The following is a 16,531-nucleotide window of genomic DNA, read 5'->3' on the forward strand; positions in this document are numbered from 1 at the left end:
TCGTCCCGCCGGGTCGACCCCCATTGTGCCCGATGCTCCACCGGGGCGGCTGGACGGCGTCCGGACCGGCGGGCGGGTTCGCTACGCTTCCCCCATGCTCCTCCCCATCTCGTCCCCCGTTCCCGACCTGAGCTGGCAGTTCTGGCTGGACAAGCCGCTGCGGATCCTGATCGTCCTGCTGGGCGCGACCCTGCTCGCCGCTGTGGCCCGGCTGCTCATCCGCCGGGTGTCCGGCGGCATCGCCCGCGGCACCCGCTCCAGGATCGTCCGCCGGCTCGACCGGGGCCGGCCGCGGTGGGTCGAGGACGCCGGGCTCGCGGGGGCCCGCCAGTCGCAGCGGGCCACGACCATCGGCTCCGTGCTCTCCTCCGTGGGCACCGTGCTGATCTGGGCGGTCGCGCTGCTGATGGTCCTCTCGGAGCTCGAGTACGACATCGGCCCCGTCCTGGCCAGCGCCGGGATCGCCGGCGTGGCCCTGAGCTTCGGGGCGCAGTCCCTGGTGAAGGACTACCTGTCCGGGATCTTCATCGTCGCCGAGGACCAGCTCGGGATCGGCGACGTCGTCGACCTCGGCGAGGCCAGCGGCACCGTGGAGTCCGTGGGGCTGCGGGTGACGCAGGTCCGGGACGTCAACGGCACCCTGTGGCACGTGCGCAACGGGGAGATCCTGCGCGTCGGCAACCAGTCCCAGGGCTGGGCGCGCTGCGTGCTCGACCTGCCGGTGCCCTACGACACGAACATCGAGCTGATGACCGAGCTCCTCCTGCACGAGGCCACCCTGCTGCGGGACGACCCCAAGGTCGGCGAGTTCATCACCGAGGACCCGGAGGTGTGGGGGGTGGAGGCCGTCACCGGCGAGTCGGTGACCGTGCGCGTCGCCGTGCGCACCGTGCCCCTCAAGCAGTGGGACGTGGCCCGGGCGCTGCGGCTGCGGATGAAGAAGATGCTCGACCGTGAGGGCCTGCACGTGCCGCTGCTGAACCAGACGGTGATCCGGCAGGACGGGACGGAGCCCGGCTCCTCCACGACGCCCGAGACGGGACAGGTCCGGGCCGTCCGGCGCGGTGTGCCAGGATCGGGCGCATGAGCATCGTCAAGATCAACGCCATCACCGTTCCGGCCGACTCCGGCGACGAGCTGGGCCGGCGTTTCGCCGCCCACCGCGGGTCCATGGCCCGGGTCCCCGGGTTCGAGGGCTTCGAGCTGCTCCGGCCCACGGACGGCCGCACCCAGTGGCTCGTGCTGACCCGCTGGGCCGACGAGCAGTCCTTCGCGGCCTGGACGTCCTCCCAGGACTTCGCCCGCTCGCACGGCCGCGGCGGCGAGGGCGGTGCCGGCCACGGGGCGGATTCCTCCGGGCGTCCGGCCCCGGTGGGGACCTCCTCGGAGCTGTGGTCCTACACGGTGGCCGTCGAGCAGTCGTAGCCCCGGGTCAGCACCGGGTCAGCGCAGGGTCAGCGCCGTCCCCGGCCGCCGGAGCGGCGCCCGCCCCTGGCTCCTCCCCTGGCTCCTCCGGCGCGTCCGCCTGCACCGCGGGCCGGGCCGCGCGGGACCCGGGCGGCGCCGCGGGAGGGCGCCGTCGTCCGCCCCTTCCCGCCCGCGGCCGTCCCGTCCTCACGGGCCGGTGCCGTCCCCGCTCCGCGGGAGCTGTTGAGGCCGCGTCCGCGGACCACGCCCACGAAGTCCTGCACGAGCTCCTCCTGCTCCTCGGGCAGGTCCTGCGGCCACACGAGCAGCACGGGGACCGTGGCCGCGTCGGGCACCACACGGTGGACGAGGTCCTTGCGGTGGTGCAGCCGCGCCACCGACATCGGCACCACGACCAGCCCCAGTCCCGCGGCGACGAGCTCGATCGCGTCGCGGGCGTGGCGGATCGGCGGCAGCGGGGCGTCCGCGGCCGCCGCCTCCGGGGAGCGCAGCCGCTCCCGCTCGGGCAGGGTCGCCGGCTCCTGCAGCAGCACCTCGTCCACGAGCTCCGCGACGGGCACCTCGTCGAGCAGCGTCAGCTCGTGCTCGCGCGGCAGCACCACGACCTGCTGCTCGGCGTAGAGCTCCACGGCCCGGAACTGCCGGCGCAGGGTGGCGAGGTCGTCGGCTCCGGCCCTCGGGTGGGCGGGCAGCCGCACGAAGCAGGCGTGCGCGCGCCCCGCCTCCAGCTCCTCCCGCCACGCGTCCGTCTCCAGCGGGCGCTCGGCCAGGACCCGGCCGCGGTTGCGGTCCCGCCAGCGGAAGAACCACTTGCCCGGCATCACCCCGGGCACGAAGGCGACGGCGAGGTCGGCCGCCCTCCCGGCGTCGTCGTCGGTGGGGTGCAGGGGCCCGGGCGCGTCGTCCATGGCCGCCAATCTACCCACTGCCGGGACCGGCTCCCGACCACCCGGCGGCGCGCTGCGCGGCACGCCGGCCCCCCGAGATGCAAAACCGGCCCCGGGTGTATAGGATGGAACGGTTGCTCCGGGGCTATAGCTCAGTTGGTAGAGCGTTTCGTTCGCAATGAAAAGGTCAGGGGTTCGATTCCCCTTAGCTCCACCGGATCAGGAGGCCCCCACCAGGCAGGACGCCAGGTGGGGGCCTCCGTCGTGTCCGGGCCGGCCGCACCCGGCGGGTGCGGCCGGCCCGGACGCCCAGCGCTCAGGCGAGGTCCGCGCGCAGCTGCGACAGCAGCACGCCCACCACCTCGGAGCCGCCCTCCGCCCCGGCGTGCAGCCGGGACACCTCGGCGCCGTGCAGCAGGCCCACCGCGTAGCGGTCCTCCCCCGAGCCCTGGAGGGCCTTTGCCCGGCCCGCGAGCCACCGCTCGACCACCGTGGCGTCCATCACCCGGCCCAGCGCGTCCTGGTAGTCCTCCGCGTCCCGGGCGGCCCGGCGCAGCGACTTCCCGGGGCGGAACCCGGCCCGGCCCAGGACGCCGTCGACGTAGCGCACCCGCTTGACGGCCTTGCGGACGTCGTGCAGGTGCTCGAGCCGCTGCTCCTGCGCCGTCTCCCCGGCCTCCTCCGCCGCGGCCCCCCGCTCGGCCACCCGGACCACCTTCCGCAGGGCCCGGTGCACCAGGGCGTCGGCGACCTCCCGCGCCGAGAGCTCGGCGCACTCCTCGGTCAGCGGCGGCGCCGCCGCGAACGCCCGGACGTCCGCCAGCAGCTGCAGGTGCTCCGGGGAGGTGACGTGCCGGCGGACCGTGCCGGCGGCCTGGTGCGCCTGCTCCTCCGCGGCGCGCTGCAGGACCTCCGCCGCGGCCGCACCCACCCGGCCGTCCAGGGCCGCCACGCGTCCGGCGAGCAGCTCCGCGGTCACCTCGGCGTCGCGCGCGGCGGACAGCGCCCCGGCGAGCTCGCGCAGCCGCCCGTCCAGCTCCTGTGCGGTGTCCCCCGCGAAGAAGGGCCCGGCCGCCCGCAGCACGCTGCGCAGGGACCGCGAGGTCACCCGCATCTGGTGCACGGCGTCCGGGGCGTCCAGGCGGACCTTGAAGTCCCACAGCACCAGCTGCTCGGCCAGTCCCTCCAGCACCGTCCGGAGGACCTCCGGGCCCGTGCCCTTCGCCTTCTGGCCCTTCTGCTGCCCCTTCTTCTTCCCTGTTTTCTGCCCCTTCTTCTTTCCTGTCTTCTGCCCTGTCTTCCCGTCCTGCCTGCCCTCGTCCCCCGCGGAGTCCTTCCCCGTCGTCCGCCCGGCCTCCTCCGCCTCCTGCGCGGGCCCGCCCGGCGCGGGCGCGCCGGCCCTGTCCTCGGCGCCGTCCTCGGCGCCGAGCGCGCGGGCGATCTTCGCCCGGGAGCTCGAGGGCCGGCCGCCCACCGCGAAGATCGAGGACTCGACCGCGTCGAAGATCTCCTGCTGCCGTTCCTCGGGGATCGACCCGTCGAGGAGCTCGACCTCCCACTCGGACCAGGAGCGCGCCGTGCCCGTGCGCTCGTCGACGGCCTCCACGACGTCGGCGGCGAGCTCGGCGACCTCGCCCCCGCCGGCGTCGCTGACCATCAGGACCCGCCGGACGGTGCGCAGGGTCGCGATCGGCCGCAGCGGCTCCCCACCGGTGAGCCCGGCCAGCAGGTGGCGCACGGCCGCGGGCATCCGGTCCGGGGTCCGCAGCAGCGGGACCTGCCACTCCCGCCGGCCGGTGGCCTCGGAGAACTTCACGTGCCACCCGTCGTCGGCGCCGCCCCGGCGGCGGCGCAGCGCCACGGACCGCCGGCCCAGCGCCATGTCCTCGGTGTCGTAGTAGACCGCCTCCATGCGGTGCTCCACGGGCTCGGCGGAGACCGTGTAGCCCGGCAGCCCGCTCCAGTCGATGCGGCTCTCGGCGCCCTCCGGCACCTCGTACTTGCGCTCGACCTCGCGGTGGGCGACGGCGGTCATGGGTCCTCCTCGGTCGGGGCGCCCGGCGGCCGGAGCCGGCGGGCGGCTGTTGCGGCGATGATACCGGGACGACCTGCGCGGCCCCTCGAACGGCTCCGCCGCCCGGTCGGCGACCGGGCGGCGGAGCGGGGTGCGGGCGGAGCGGGGTGCGGGCGCCTCAGGCGCGGCGGCGCTTCAGGACGTCGTCGAGGTCGAGGGCGGCGCGGCCGCGCTCCTCCCCCGTGCGCACCGCGTCCTTGAGGCTGCTGGAGCGGGAGGTGGGCTGCTCGGGCACCGGCAGCGGCTCCGGGGCGGGGCGCTCCACCACCGGGGCCTCCGCGTAGGTCGGCCGCGGCACCGGCACCGGCTCCCAGGTGCGGCCGGGATCGGCGGACTCGCGCGCCACCCGCAGCGCCTCGGCCCGCAGCTCCTCCACGGTGAACGCCGGGGGCACCCGGGGCTGCTCGTGCTCGGCCGGGAGGTCGAGGTCCTCGGCGGGCTCGTCCTGGGCGGCGGGGGGCAGCTCGGCGGGGCTCTGCTCGACCGCCCCGTCCTCGTTGTCGAACAGGGCCACGTCCCCGCGGGGGGCGTGCGGGTCCACGGTCGCGGCCGGGACCGGCCGCGACCGGCGGCGGGCGGACCGGTCCTGAACGGCCAGATAGCGCAGGGCGAGCACGGAGCCCACCCCCAGCAGCAGCAGGAACACGGGCCACGGCCAGCTCACCGCGGCCGAGAAGGGCGCGACGAGGGCGGTGACGAGCGCGGCCAGGAGCGCGGTGCAGCCGGCGAGGAAGATGCCGGCGCGGCCGCGCCGGACGCGCAGCGCCCCGGGGCGGCGGGCCGCCCCGGACGACGGGGAGACGGTGTCGGTGGTCGCCATGGTGATCCTTCGTCGGCGGGACTCGGGGAAGGGAACCGCGGCCTGCGGGGGAAGCTCCCCCGCGGCGGGGGCCGCACCGGCCACGTCGGGGCCGGTGTCCTGGGCCTGTGCCGCGGCGGGGACCCCGCGGCGGCGCTGCAGACGCGGCACGACCCACACCAGGCAGAGCGCGCACACCACGGCCAGCACGGCCGAGCTGCTCACCCAGATCATGGTCGTGGTCCTGCCTCTGCGATCGCTCGGACGAGCGGACGGGAACCGCCGGCGCGCGGCGTGTCCCGGCCCGGGGCCGGGCCGTGAGGCACAGCCTACTACCGGGGGGCGCCGCCTGTGGGTATCCCTGTGGACACGGCGGGCCCGGTCACTCCCACACGGCGGGCCGGTCCGAGCCGGTGAACCGCCGCACCAGCCCCTCGGGCACCTCCGGGGCGGTGATCGCGAAGCTGCGGTGGTCCGTCCAGCGCCCGTCGATGTGCAGGAAGTCCTTGCGCAGGCCCTCGTCCCGGAAGCCGAGCTTCTCGACCACCCGCAGGGACTTGGTGTTCTCCGGGCGGATGTTGATCTCCATCCGGTGCAGCCCCAGCCCTTGGAAGCAGTAGTCGGTGGCCATGGCCACCGCCATGGGCGCGACGCCGCGCCCCGCCTGCTCCCGGTCGACCCAGTAGCCCAGGCTCGCGGAGAGGAAGGATCCCCAGGAGATCCCGGAGACGGTGAGCTGGCCGACGAGGCCGAACTGCTCCGTCCCCGGGATCCGCTCCGTGATCACGAACGGGAGCGCCGTGGCCTGCCGCGCCTGCTGGTCGAGGGTGCGCACGAACTGCCCGAACGTGGGGGCGGTTCCGCCGGGGGCGGGGTTCGTCGCCTCCCAGGGGTCGAGCCACTCCCGGTTGCGGGCGCGCACGACGTCCCACTCGCGGCGGTCCCCCCGGGCCAGGGGGCGCAGCCGGAGATCACCCCAGGACACGACGACGGGCCACCGGAACTGTCCGGCCACGGCAGCGCGGTCTCTCAGCCGACCGACAGCGACCGGGTGTAGTCCTTGAGCCACTCCCGCAGCTCCGGGCCGAGGTCCTCCCGCTCCGAGGCCAGGATGATGTTCGCCTTCAGGTAGCTGAGCTTGTCGCCGGTGTCGTAGCGGCGGCCCTTGAAGACCACCCCGTACACCCCGCCGCCCTCGCCGTCGCGCCCGGCCAGGGTCTGCAGCGCGTCGGTGAGCTGGATCTCCCCGCCCCGGCCCGGGGCGGTGTTCTCCAGCACCTCGAACACGTCCGGGTGCAGCACGTAGCGGCCGATGATGGCCAGGTTGGACGGGGCCTCCTCCGGGGCGGGCTTCTCCACCAGCCCGTTGATCCGCACGTACTCGTCGCCGTCCACGACGGTGACGTCGGCGCAGCCGTAGGAGCTGATCTGCTCGGGCTCGACCTCCATCAGCGCCACGACGGAGCCGCCGGTGCGCTCCTGCACCTCGATCATCTGGGTCAGCAGGTCGTCGCGGGCGTCGATGAGGTCATCGCCCAGCAGCACCGCGAAGGGCTCGTCGCCCACGTGGATCTTGGCCCGCAGCACCGCGTGCCCCAGCCCCTTGGGGTCGGCCTGGCGCAGGTAGTGGATCTCCCCCAGCTCCGAGGCGTGCTCGACCTCCCGCAGCAGGGCGGTCTTGCCGGACTCCTCCAGCTGGTGCTCCAGGGCCGGCACCCGGTCGAAGTGGTCCTCGAGAGCTCGTTTGGACCGGCCGGTGATCATCAGCACGTCCTGCAGGCCGGCGTCCACGGCCTCCTGCACCACGTACTGGATGGCCGGGCGGTCCACGACCGGCAGCATCTCCTTGGGCATGGCCTTCGTCGCGGGCAGGAACCGGGTGCCGAGCCCGGCGGCGGGGATCACGGCCTTGCGGACCGCGCGGGGGTTGCTGTTTCCACTCATGGGCACAGGCTAACGGATCGACGACCTCCGCCGGTTGATCCCCACGCCACCCGCGGCTACCCTCGCACCACCGGCCCGGACGGGCCGGTCGGTCCGGGACGCCGTCCCGACCGGGCGCCGGACAGGAGCGGACGCGACGATGACCGACCCGGGCACCCCTGCCGAGGCGAAGGCCCGCCTGCGCCGGGAGCTGCGCGCGGCCCGCACCCGGCGGGCTCGCGCCGCACGCGAGCACGCCGCCGTGGGCTTCGACCGGCACCTGGCGGAGCTGCTCGCCGGACGCCCCCACCTCGACGTCGCGGCGTACCTGCCGATGCCGACCGAGCCTCCCCTGGAGCCGGCCCTCGCCGCGGCGCACCGGCGCGGGCACCGGATCTGGGTTCCGGTGTGCGAGCCGGGCCACCGGCTCGCGTGGGCGCACTGGACCCCGGACGCCCCGGTGCGCACCGGCGGCCTGGGCGGGCTGCGCGAACCCGTGGGCGCCCGCCACGGAGCCGAGGTGATGCGCGCGGTGGGGGTGTTGCTGGTGCCCGCGCTCGCGGTCTCCCACGACGGCGGCCGGCTGGGCTTCGGCGGCGGCTACTACGACCGGTTCCTGGCGCAGCTGCCCCGCACGGCCCATCCCGAGCTGCGCACCGCAGTGTGCGTGTTCGCCGACGAGGTGCTGCCCGCCGGAGCGGTCCCCACGGAGCGGCTCGACGCCCCCGTGGGGCTCGCGCTCACGGAGGACGGGCCCGTGCGCCTGGGCGCCCGGACGGGTGCCGGCACACGCTAGAATCAGCACTCGACACCTTCGAGTGCCAGAGAGCGCACCCGGCGACCCGTTCCAGGAGGACCCATGCCCGTCTACGCCTACGCCTGCAAGGACTGCGGCCACGCGTTCGACATCCGCCAGTCGTTCAGCGAGGACGCCCTGACGGCCTGCCCCGAGTGCGGCGGCGACCTGCGCAAGAAGTTCAACACGGTGGGCGTGGTGTTCAAGGGCTCCGGCTTCTACCGCAACGACTCGCGCTCCGACCGCACCGGCACGAGCTCCTCGTCCTCCGCCCCGGCTCCCGCGACGGCCGACGCCGCGCCGGCGGCCGCCGCGTCCGCCACGGCGTCCTCCGCCCCGTCCTCCACCGGGACGTCCGCCTCCGGCTCGGGCGGCTCCGCGGCCTGAGCCGGCGCCCTCCCGGCGTCCGCGCTCCACCGGGCCCGCGACCGGGGACGGCCCCGCGGCCCCGTCCCCGGGTCCCCGCGCCGCCGTGCCCGGGGGCGGGCCGGGACCGTAGCGTGCCGGCCATGAGCCCTCGTCCGCGCCCCGTCCGGCGGCGCTACCCGCTGTCCCTGCACCTGCGCTCGGCGCTGTCCCGGCGCCGCCGCCTCGCCGCGGCCGTTCTCGTCAGTCTCGCCCTGGGCCTGGTCGTCCTCCGGCTCGGCCCGCCCCGGACCGGCACCGTGCCGGTCGTGACCGCCGCCGAGGCCCTGCCGGCGGGCACGGTGCTGGGACCGGAGCAGCTCGCGGTGGCCGCCTATCCGCCCGGACTGGTGCCCCAGGGCGCCGTCGCCGACCCGGCCGAGCTGGCCGGGCGCACCCTGGCTGGGGCCGCCGTCGCCGGCCAGCCGCTGACCGGCGCCGCCGTCGTCGGCCCCGGGCTGCTCACCGGCCGTCCCGCCGGGGCCACCGCGGTGACGCTGCGCATCGACGACCCGGCGGTCCTGCAGCACGTGCGCGCCGGGGACCACGTGGACGTCGTCGGTCTCTCCGACGACCTCTCCGGCGGCGAGCTCTCCGGCGGCGACCGCTCCGGCGAGCGGCGGATCCTGGGCCGTGCCCTGCCCGTGCTGTGGGTGCCCTCCCCCGCCTCCGGGGCGGACGGCGGGCTGCTCGCCGCCCCGCCCGGCGAGGAGGCGGGCCTGCTGGTGGTGGGGGCCCCGCACGAGGACGCGGCCCGGCTGGCCGGTGCCGGGCCCAGCACCGTGGTGCTCGTGCCCGCGCCCGTCAGCCCCAGTGCGGAGGCCGTTGGGCCCTGAGCCAGTCCTCGTGCGCCTCGTCCACGGGCTCGTCCCCGGTCCCGGGGGCCGGGCCGGCGAGGCCGGCCAGGCGCGGCTCCGCCCCGGAGAACGTGCCGCCGGTCGCCCGCCGGGGCCGGCGCCGCGTCGGCGTCCGGTCCCGGGCGGGCCGCTCCTGGGCGGGCCGCTCCGGGGCGGGCCGGTCCTGGGCGGGATCGGCCGGGACCGGGGTCTCCGGCTCACCGGGCACGGGGATCCTGCCCTGGACCGGTGGGCAGGCCGAGGTAGCGCCGGATCAGCTCGGCCACCGTGTCGGGGTCGGTGAAGACCTCGATCGTCCACAGGGTGAGGTAGTTCCAGCCGGTGCGCTCGAGCTGCTGCGGCCGCAGCCGCGAGCGCTCCCGCACGGACAGCGCCGCGGCCTCGGCGGAGCCGTCGGACTGCCCGGCCACGGGGATGCGCAGCGGACGGCCCTCGGCGCGGGTCCGGCCGTCGAGCACGGCCCCGGCCGACATCGACTCGGTGTCCGCCCAGGCCACGAGGTCCACGACCCCGGCGTGGTGCAGCCGCACCGACGCCCCGCGCTCCGCGAGCCGGCGGGGGAGGTCCAGGCCGGCGCCGAGGTGCATGGCGAGCACGCGGGCGAAGTCCCGGGCGCCGTGCTGGAGCCCCTTGGCCTCGACCTCCTCCGGGTGCAGCGAGGTCACGATCCGGGTGGTGTGCCGGGCCCGGGTCATGGCCAGCACGAACGCCTGCCTCCCGTGCCGCTCGGACAGCGCGCCGAGGTACGGCACGGTGCGGCCGTTGGCCGTCTTGCCGAAGCCCAGGGAGAAGATCACGGTGTCCCGGACGATGCCCGCCGCACGGTGCAGGTCGACCACCCGGAAGGACTCGGGCCCCGGGGCGAAGAACGCCGCGGTGGCCGGCTCCTCCCGCATCCGCCGCCGGACGGCCTCGGCGATCCGGGCGGCGTGCACCGCGCTGGCCGTCACCACGGCCAGGGAGCGGCGCGGGTGGCCGGCGGCGTGCTCGAACACCAGCTCCACGACCCGGCGGACCTCGGCGGCGGGCGCCTGGATGCCCTCGATCCCGGCGGTCAGGGCGCCCACGCCGTCGGGGACGTACTCCACGGAGAGCGCCGGCGCGGTGCCGGTGACGGACTCGCCGTGCGGCAGCCGGCGCAGCCGCCCGCCGTAGAACTGCTCGTCGAGGTAGTGGAAGACCCGCTCGTCCATCGACCGGTGGACGGTCCGCAGCGTCCGCTCCGGCACCACGCGGGAGAGGGCGTCGAAGGCGCTGTCCACCTCGACCACGGGATGGGCGCCCGGGGCCGGCGCCGCGGTGGGCGCCACGGTGAAGGGCTGGGGCCGGCCCAGGTGCGGGTCGCCGAACGCGATGACCTGCCGGCAGCGGGTCAGCGCCGGCAGCACCGCCGCGAGCGGGGAGCTCTCGGCGTCGAGCACCACCACGGCGTCGAAGTCGTGCTCCTCGGGCAGCGCCGCCGAGAGGACGAGCGGGCTGGCCGTCCACACGGGCACCAGCGAGCCGATCAGCTCGCCGGCGGAGGCGCTGACCTCCTCCAGCGGGGCGGCGCCGGCGCGCAGCATCCGGCGCAGGGCGGCGCCGGCGCGCGGGGACCGCCGCACGGTGCGCTGCCAGCGGTCGGCGAGCTCCCACAGCAGCCGGCCGGCGCCGGAGGCGATGTGCGCGGCGTCGGCGCGCCGGAACGTGGACTCCACCGTGCGCAGGGTGTGCCCCTCGGGCATCGCCAGGAAGTCGTCGCCGGTGATCATGGCCTCCAGAGTGGACTGCCACCAGGCCAGGTCGAACTCCCCGGGCACCTGCTCGGGCGGCACGGTGCGCCGCACCAGGTCGTCCACGAGCTCGCCGAGGCCCTGGCCGCGCAGCTCGTCGAGCAGGACCGTGCGCTCGGGCAGCATCTCGAGGTTGTCCTCGTCGTTGATGAGCCCGTCCAGGGTCTCGCGCAGGCGGTCGATCGGCCGGGCGAGCAGGTCCTCGCCGGCCGGGGCGCCCTCGAGCGCGATCGCCAGGCCCTCCAGGTCCTCCACGAACCGGGCGTGCACGGCCGCGAGCTCCTCCACCCGCTCGGAGACCACGGGGTGCTTCGACGACGTGGCCCACTCCTGCCACCGCTCCCTCTGCGACTGCACCCGCACGAGGGCGCTGTGCAGGTCGGACAGGTGGACGCCGTGCCGGATGTACTCCTTGGCGGCCTTGCGCAGCCGCGAGCGCTGCAGGCCGGTCATCTCGATCCCGTGCTCGCGCCGCCAGGCGGAGCCGGCGGTGGCGGCGACCAGGTCCGTGACCGGCCGGTCGTAGATGTCCGGGGTGAACCGGGTCAGGGAGTCCTGGACCTCCTGGAGCAGGCGCAGCTGCCGCCCCCACTCCGGGACGGTCGTGCCGCCGCGCAGTCCGCTGGTGGCCAGGACGTGGCGCATCCCGGTCTCCAGGGTGGTCAGCTCGAGCAGCAGGGACTGGGCGAGGCGGTGGGCCTGGCGGGACTCGTCCTCGTTGACCAGCCGCGCCCCGCTCCACGGCCCGGCCAGGATCCCGGCGTCGAAAGCTCCGAGCTCGGCGGCGCGCCCGAGGCGGGCCACCACGGCGTCCCGGTCCGCGACGGCGTCGAGCACCGAGCGCGGGAAGCGCACCGCGGTGGCCGGGGCCGGGCGGCGGGAGGTCAGCTCGGCGAGGGCCTGCACCGCCCGGTACGGGGAGACGGACCAGCGCGGGCGCACGGTGTGCAGGGACCGCACGTGCTCGGCCAGCTGGTCGCGGCTGGTGCGCAGCGTCTCGTGCAGCTCGGCGAGGTCGGGGCGCTCGGCGCGCTCGTTGCGGGCGACCGCGCGGATGAGCTGCTGGGCCACGTCGGCGTCGCTGAGCTGGGAGGACAGCGGCAGCACCGCGGTGCCCAGCCCGAGCCCGTCCATCCGGCGCCCGAAGGCCGCCAGCGTGGTGCGCCGCTCCCCCAGCACCAGGACGGTGCGCCCGGCGGCCACGAGGGTGCCCACGGTGTTCACGGCGGTGTCGAGCTGGCCCGTGCCGGGTGCGGCGGTGACCACGAAGGAGTGCCCCTGCGCCGCGAGGTCCAGGACCTCCTGCTGGGGGCCGTCGGCGTCGAGCAGCAGCAGCTCGCCGGCGGGGTCGCGTTCGTCCAGCGGGGGCGCGTCGTGGGAGATCTCCTGCACCTGGGGGATGCGCCCCACGGTGGCGGCCTTGAGCCGGGCGAGGTCGCGCACCACCGCGGTGCGGGCCACGACCGACAGGTCGGCGGGACGGTCGTGCAGGTCCGCGAACGTGGAGACGAGCAGCTTGTGCTCCACGTGCATCCCCGGCACCGCCCCGGCCAGGGTGCGCAGGGTCTCCAGGGCCGGGGCCGGGTCGAGCCGGCGGGTGCCGTAGGCGAGCCGGGCCAGCTCCCCGGAGGTGAGGTCCACGCCGTGGTCGGCGGCCAGCCGGCGGACCATCGCGGGGTTGAGCCGGGCGGGGCCCACGAGCTGCAGCTCGAAGTCGTCGAGCTCGGGGCGCGGCCTGAGCGTGAGCGGGGCGAGCAGCACCGGGGCGATCCAGCGCCGCTGGCCCGCCCCGGTCGGGTCCGAGCCCTTGGGGCGGGCGAGCCAGGAGGCGGTGCCGGCGGCGAGGTACGCGGCGTCGAGCCCGTGGTTGACCGACAGCTCGTGGATCTTGGTGCGCAGGGAGCGCGCGGCCCGCACGGCCAGACCGTAGGCCTGGGGGTCGTGCACGATCGTGGACAGGCGGGTGGGCCGGCCCATGAGCAGCTGCGCCTGGCCCGAGGAGTTCGCCTCGGTCAGGTCGATGCAGACGTTGTCGACCTGGTTGAAGTCCAGCAGGGTGTCCGGCCCGGTGTAGGCGTCCATCTGCCGGGTCCACGGCTGCAGCGAGACGCGCTCGGGCGGCGTCCCGGGGGTGTCCGACGTCTGGGGGGTGCGGTCGGATGCGATCGACATGGTTCTCCTCCTGCGCCGCGGCCCGGGGGCCGGGCGCGCACGGGCCGGGTGGTCCGCGCGGACCACCCGACCCCGGCTGCTCGTGTCTCGCCCGTGCGGGGGCGGCTCCTGCGGGGCTGCCCCCGCACGACGGCTACTCCCGCTGGATGCCTACTCCCACTCGATGGTGCCCGGGGGCTTGGACGTGACGTCCAGCACCACCCGGTTGACCTCTTCGACCTCGTTGGTGATCCGGTTGGAGACGCGGGCCAGCAGGTCGTAGGGCAGGCGCGACCAGTCGGCGGTCATGGCGTCCTCGCTGGAGACCGGGCGCAGCACGATCGGGTGCCCGTAGGTGCGGCCGTCGCCCTGCACGCCCACCGAGCGCACGTCGGCCAGGAGCACGACCGGCATCTGCCAGACCTCGTCGTCGAGCCCGGCGCGGGTGAGCTCCTCGCGGGCGATGGCGTCCGCCCGGCGCAGCACCGCGAGGTTGGCCTCGGTGACCTCCCCGATGATCCGGATGCCCAGGCCGGGGCCGGGGAAGGGCTGGCGGCCCACGATCTCGTGGGGCAGGCCCAGCTCCCGGCCCACGGCCCGCACCTCGTCCTTGAACAGGGTGCGCAGCGGCTCCACGAGCTCGAACTGCAGGTCCTCCGGCAGCCCGCCCACGTTGTGGTGGCTCTTGATGTTGGCGGCGCCCTCCCCGCCGCCGGACTCGACGACGTCGGGGTAGAGGGTGCCCTGGACGAGGAAGCGCACGGGCTCCCCCTCCTGGGCGGCGGTGCGGGCGACGGCCTCCGCGGCGGCCTCGAAGGAGCGGATGAACTCCCGGCCGATGATCTTGCGCTTCTGCTCCGGGTCGGTGACGCCGGCGAGGGCGCCGAGGAAGCGCTCCTTCTCCTCGGCCACGTACAGGTTGACGCCGGTGGCGGCGACGAAGTCCTTCTCGACCTGCTCGGCCTCGCCCTCCCGGAGCAGGCCGTGGTCCACGAACACGCAGGTGAGCTGGTCGCCCACGGCCCGCTGGACCAGGGCGGCGGCCACGGCGGAGTCCACGCCGCCGGAGAGCCCGCAGATCACGGAGGCGGAGCCGACCTGCTCGCGGATCCGTTGGACGTGCTCCTCGATGATGTTGCCGGTGGACCAGGTCGGCTCCACGCGCGCGCCGTCGAACAGGAAGTGCTCCAGCACCTTCTGCCCGTGCACGGAGTGCTTGACCTCGGGGTGCCACTGCACCCCGTACAGGCGGCGGGTGTCGTCGGCGAACGCGGCCACCGGGGTGGTCTCGGTGGAGGCGAGGACCTCGAACCCGGCGGGCGCCTCGACCACGGAGTCGCCGTGGCTCATCCACACGGTCTGGGTGCCGGGCGAGCCCTCGAGGATGGAGGCGCCGGGGCCGCCCACGGCGGTCGCGGTGGTCGCGCCGTACTCGCGGGCCCCGGTGTGCGCGACCGTGCCCCCGAGGGCCTGGGCCATGGCCTGGAAGCCGTAGCAGATGCCGAAGACGGGCACGCCGGCCTCGAAGAGGGCGGGGTCCTGCTGCGGGGCGTCCTCGGCGTAGACGGAGGACGGGCCGCCCGAGAGGATGATCGCCGCCGGCTGCTTGGCGAGGATCTGCTCGGTGGACCAGGTGTGCGGGACGATCTCGGAATAGACGTTGGCCTCGCGGACCCGGCGGGCGATCAGCTGCGCGTACTGCGCGCCGTAGTCGACCACCAGGACCGGGCGCTGCTCCAGCTCGGTACGGGTCTCAGGTGTTTCGGTCACGCCCTCCATCCTAGGCCAGGCGCGGGAGAGGCTCAGTACCGCTTGGCGGCCTTCGGGTTGGCGCGCAGCTCCGCGGTGGTCGAGGCGTGGATCTTGCGCTCCACCACGAAGGACAGGAACGGCACGACGCCGCCGAGGGCCATGACCACCAGCTGGGGGAAGGGCCAGCGCATCAGCGTCCAGACCCGGAAGCAGGAGACGAGGTAGACCACGTAGAACCAGCCGTGCACGATGAGGATCCACGTGGAGATGTTGACCCCGCCGGCGAGGTTCTCCAGCTCCAGGTCCTGCCAGCCCAGGGCCACCGTCTGCCCCGTGAGCTTGTCCGTGCCCCCGGCGATCAGATCGTAGCCCAGCCCGTAGCGGGTGATCATCTCGGCCACGAGCAGCAGCAGGAACGTGCCGGAGATCCAGGCGCAGACCATGTAGAAGGTCAGCGCCCCCCGGATCTGGGCCTCGGTGCCGCCGAAGCGCCGGCGCGGCTGCAGGGCCGTCCGGCGCGGGACCCGGCCGGGACCGCCGGTCGCGGGCCGGGCGTCCTGCGGGAGCGAGACCCGCACCCCGTCGGTGCGCTCCTTCGGGGAGGGGGTCGGCTGGGTGGGTTCAGTCATGGTGGGCTCCGGTCCTGTCCTGGGTCCTGTCGTGGGCGCCCGCTCCGCGGGCCCGGTCGCCGGGCTGCTCGCCGGGCTGGTCACGGGGCTGGTCGCCGGGCTGGTCGTCGAACCAGTAGTACTCCCCCGCCTCGGGGTCGTAGTAGTAGTAGCGCCCGCTCGCCTCGTCGAGGTAGTACTCGCCCTCGAAGTAGAAGTACTCCTCGGGGTGCTGCTCGCGCAGCCACTCGTCGCGCACGAACCGCCACCAGATGTAGAGGGCGAAGCCGGCGAAGACCACCCACTCGACCGCGTAGAAGAGGTTGAGCAGGTTCACGGACTCGTCCGTGGGCTGCTGGTCGATCTCCAGCTCGGACAGCCGCGGGCTCAGCAGCGCCGGGTCCGCGACGAGCGTCCCGTCCTCGCGGAGCTGGAAGGGCGCGGAGGCCGGGTTCTCGGCGAAGGCCGCCACGAACCCGGCGTAGAGCGGGGCGTCCCAGAGGTTGGTGAGCTGGGCCGGGGACACCGTGCCCACCTGGCCGTCCGGCAGGTCCTCGCCGGGCACCGGGCCCTCGGCGGGCAGGTAGCGGCCGACGACGCCGACCCGGCCCTCGGGCTCCGCCGGCACGGCCGCGGGATCCGCGGTCCAGCCGCGGGCCACGGCCACGGTGAGCTCGCCGGCGGCGTCCGGCCACCGCCCCGCGCTGTCGGCCACGGTCAGCGCCGAGACGACCCAGTACCCCTCGGTCCCGTCCTGCAGCCGCCCGGGGACCAGGAGCGTGGAGCCGTCCCGGTAGTCCCCGGTGACCGTGACCAGCTGGTCGGCCTGCGCCGCGGTGACGGGAGCCCCGGCCTCGGCGGCCTCGGCGAGCGGGACGGCCACGTCCTTGGCGGGGTCCTCCACCGTGCGGGCCCGCTCGCTGGACTCCAGCTGCCACTGGCTGAGCAGCACGAAGCCCACGGCCAGCCCGAGGCTCACGAGCAGCGTGAGGATCGATCGGGGGCGCAGGGCGGTCGTGAGCACCCGTCAAGGCTAGTGCGCCTTCCTGGACGTTCGCCAATTCCGGCCCGCCCGCACG

Annotated in this window: 15 protein-coding genes and 1 tRNA gene; 6 read left to right on the plus strand and 10 right to left on the minus strand. The window is 75.6% G+C overall.

Annotated elements, in window-relative coordinates:
- The first annotated feature begins 94 nt into the window (after positions 1-94).
- The gene (locus tag AYX06_RS05320; RefSeq protein WP_062734902.1) at positions 95-1,087 is read left to right on the plus strand and encodes a mechanosensitive ion channel family protein; all 993 of its coding nucleotides are present in this window, start codon (positions 95-97) and stop codon (positions 1,085-1,087) included.
- Positions 1,084-1,425, plus strand: coding sequence for an antibiotic biosynthesis monooxygenase family protein (locus AYX06_RS05325; RefSeq protein WP_062734903.1), 342 nt, complete (start codon positions 1,084-1,086; stop codon positions 1,423-1,425). The genes AYX06_RS05320 and AYX06_RS05325 overlap by 4 nt, the downstream gene beginning before the upstream one ends.
- Before the next feature lie 29 nt (positions 1,426-1,454).
- Here AYX06_RS05325 and AYX06_RS05330 read toward each other — a convergent pair whose 3' ends face one another.
- Entirely contained in the window at positions 1,455-2,336 is an 882-nt protein-coding gene (locus tag AYX06_RS05330; protein ID WP_062734904.1) for a LysR family transcriptional regulator substrate-binding protein, read from the minus strand.
- A 120-nt stretch (positions 2,337-2,456) separates the two neighbouring features.
- Here AYX06_RS05330 and AYX06_RS05335 point away from each other — a divergent pair.
- A tRNA-Ala gene (locus AYX06_RS05335) sits at positions 2,457-2,529 on the plus strand.
- 102 nt (positions 2,530-2,631) lie between these two features.
- On the opposite strand, the gene AYX06_RS05340 is transcribed toward AYX06_RS05335, so the two are convergent.
- From AYX06_RS05340 to galU, 4 genes are all read right to left on the minus strand, one after another.
- Complete coding sequence (locus AYX06_RS05340; RefSeq protein ID WP_062734905.1) at positions 2,632-4,350, minus strand: CYTH and CHAD domain-containing protein; 1,719 nt, start codon at positions 4,348-4,350, stop codon at positions 2,632-2,634.
- Between the two features lie 157 nt (positions 4,351-4,507).
- Positions 4,508-5,422, minus strand: a complete 915-nt coding sequence (locus AYX06_RS05345) for a hypothetical protein (RefSeq protein WP_232319399.1) — start codon at positions 5,420-5,422, stop codon at positions 4,508-4,510.
- 148 nt (positions 5,423-5,570) lie between these two features.
- A complete protein-coding gene (locus AYX06_RS05350) occupies positions 5,571-6,203 on the minus strand; it encodes a GNAT family N-acetyltransferase (protein WP_062734906.1) in 633 nt (210 codons plus the stop codon).
- Between the two features lie 14 nt (positions 6,204-6,217).
- On the minus strand, positions 6,218-7,132 hold the full coding sequence (gene galU / locus AYX06_RS05355; RefSeq protein WP_062734907.1) for a UTP--glucose-1-phosphate uridylyltransferase GalU: 915 nt from the start codon (positions 7,130-7,132) through the stop codon (positions 6,218-6,220).
- 139 nt (positions 7,133-7,271) lie between these two features.
- On the opposite strand from galU, the gene AYX06_RS05360 reads away from it, so the two are divergent.
- From AYX06_RS05360 to AYX06_RS05370, 3 genes are all read left to right on the plus strand, one after another.
- Positions 7,272-7,907, plus strand: coding sequence for a 5-formyltetrahydrofolate cyclo-ligase (locus AYX06_RS05360; RefSeq protein ID WP_062734908.1), 636 nt, complete (start codon positions 7,272-7,274; stop codon positions 7,905-7,907).
- Positions 7,908-7,970: 63 nt separating this feature from the next.
- Positions 7,971-8,294: an FmdB family zinc ribbon protein gene (locus AYX06_RS05365; protein WP_062734909.1), complete on the plus strand. Its 324-nt coding sequence runs from the start codon at positions 7,971-7,973 to the stop codon at positions 8,292-8,294.
- A 122-nt stretch (positions 8,295-8,416) separates the two neighbouring features.
- Positions 8,417-9,148 carry an SAF domain-containing protein gene (locus AYX06_RS05370; protein WP_062736899.1) on the plus strand — a complete coding sequence of 244 codons (732 nt, stop codon included), beginning with the start codon at positions 8,417-8,419 and terminating at the stop codon, positions 9,146-9,148.
- On the opposite strand, the gene AYX06_RS05375 is transcribed toward AYX06_RS05370, so the two are convergent.
- The 5 genes from AYX06_RS05375 to AYX06_RS05395 form a co-directional block, all read right to left on the minus strand.
- Entirely contained in the window at positions 9,117-9,377 is a 261-nt protein-coding gene (locus AYX06_RS05375; RefSeq protein ID WP_062734910.1) for a hypothetical protein, read from the minus strand. The genes AYX06_RS05370 and AYX06_RS05375 overlap by 32 nt on opposite strands.
- Positions 9,367-13,113, minus strand: a complete 3,747-nt coding sequence (locus AYX06_RS05380) for a hypothetical protein (RefSeq protein WP_062734911.1) — start codon at positions 13,111-13,113, stop codon at positions 9,367-9,369. The genes AYX06_RS05375 and AYX06_RS05380 overlap by 11 nt, the downstream gene beginning before the upstream one ends.
- A gap of 150 nt (positions 13,114-13,263) precedes the next feature.
- Positions 13,264-14,871 carry a glutamine-hydrolyzing GMP synthase gene (gene guaA / locus AYX06_RS05385; RefSeq protein WP_062734912.1) on the minus strand — a complete coding sequence of 536 codons (1,608 nt, stop codon included), beginning with the start codon at positions 14,869-14,871 and terminating at the stop codon, positions 13,264-13,266.
- A gap of 23 nt (positions 14,872-14,894) precedes the next feature.
- Positions 14,895-15,473, minus strand: a complete 579-nt coding sequence (locus AYX06_RS05390) for a DUF3817 domain-containing protein (protein ID WP_062734913.1) — start codon at positions 15,471-15,473, stop codon at positions 14,895-14,897.
- Positions 15,466-16,476: an SURF1 family cytochrome oxidase biogenesis protein gene (locus tag AYX06_RS05395; RefSeq protein ID WP_062734914.1), complete on the minus strand. Its 1,011-nt coding sequence runs from the start codon at positions 16,474-16,476 to the stop codon at positions 15,466-15,468. The genes AYX06_RS05390 and AYX06_RS05395 overlap by 8 nt, the downstream gene beginning before the upstream one ends.
- Positions 16,477-16,531 lie beyond the last annotated feature (55 nt).

The sequence above is a fragment of the Kocuria turfanensis genome (assembly GCF_001580365.1).
GTDB classification, from domain to species: Bacteria; Actinomycetota; Actinomycetes; order Actinomycetales; family Micrococcaceae; genus Kocuria; species Kocuria turfanensis.

Excerpts from the sequence above, each read along its gene's own strand:
- AYX06_RS05320 (WP_062734902.1), top strand. The coding sequence starts at position 95 with ATGCTCCTCCCCATCTCGTCCCCCGTTCCCGACCTGAGCTGGCAGTTC.
- AYX06_RS05340 (WP_062734905.1), bottom strand. The coding sequence starts at position 4,350 with ATGACCGCCGTCGCCCACCGCGAGGTCGAGCGCAAGTACGAGGTGCCG.
- AYX06_RS05390 (WP_062734913.1), bottom strand. The coding sequence starts at position 15,473 with ATGACTGAACCCACCCAGCCGACCCCCTCCCCGAAGGAGCGCACCGAC.
- AYX06_RS05360 (WP_062734908.1), top strand. The coding sequence starts at position 7,272 with ATGACCGACCCGGGCACCCCTGCCGAGGCGAAGGCCCGCCTGCGCCGG.
- AYX06_RS05365 (WP_062734909.1), top strand. The coding sequence starts at position 7,971 with ATGCCCGTCTACGCCTACGCCTGCAAGGACTGCGGCCACGCGTTCGAC.
- guaA (WP_062734912.1), bottom strand. The coding sequence starts at position 14,871 with ATGGAGGGCGTGACCGAAACACCTGAGACCCGTACCGAGCTGGAGCAG.
- galU (WP_062734907.1), bottom strand. The coding sequence starts at position 7,132 with ATGAGTGGAAACAGCAACCCCCGCGCGGTCCGCAAGGCCGTGATCCCC.
- AYX06_RS05380 (WP_062734911.1), bottom strand. The coding sequence starts at position 13,113 with ATGTCGATCGCATCCGACCGCACCCCCCAGACGTCGGACACCCCCGGG.
- AYX06_RS05345 (WP_232319399.1), bottom strand. The coding sequence starts at position 5,422 with ATGATCTGGGTGAGCAGCTCGGCCGTGCTGGCCGTGGTGTGCGCGCTC.
- AYX06_RS05330 (WP_062734904.1), bottom strand. The coding sequence starts at position 2,336 with ATGGACGACGCGCCCGGGCCCCTGCACCCCACCGACGACGACGCCGGG.
- AYX06_RS05325 (WP_062734903.1), top strand. The coding sequence starts at position 1,084 with ATGAGCATCGTCAAGATCAACGCCATCACCGTTCCGGCCGACTCCGGC.
- AYX06_RS05370 (WP_062736899.1), top strand. The coding sequence starts at position 8,417 with ATGAGCCCTCGTCCGCGCCCCGTCCGGCGGCGCTACCCGCTGTCCCTG.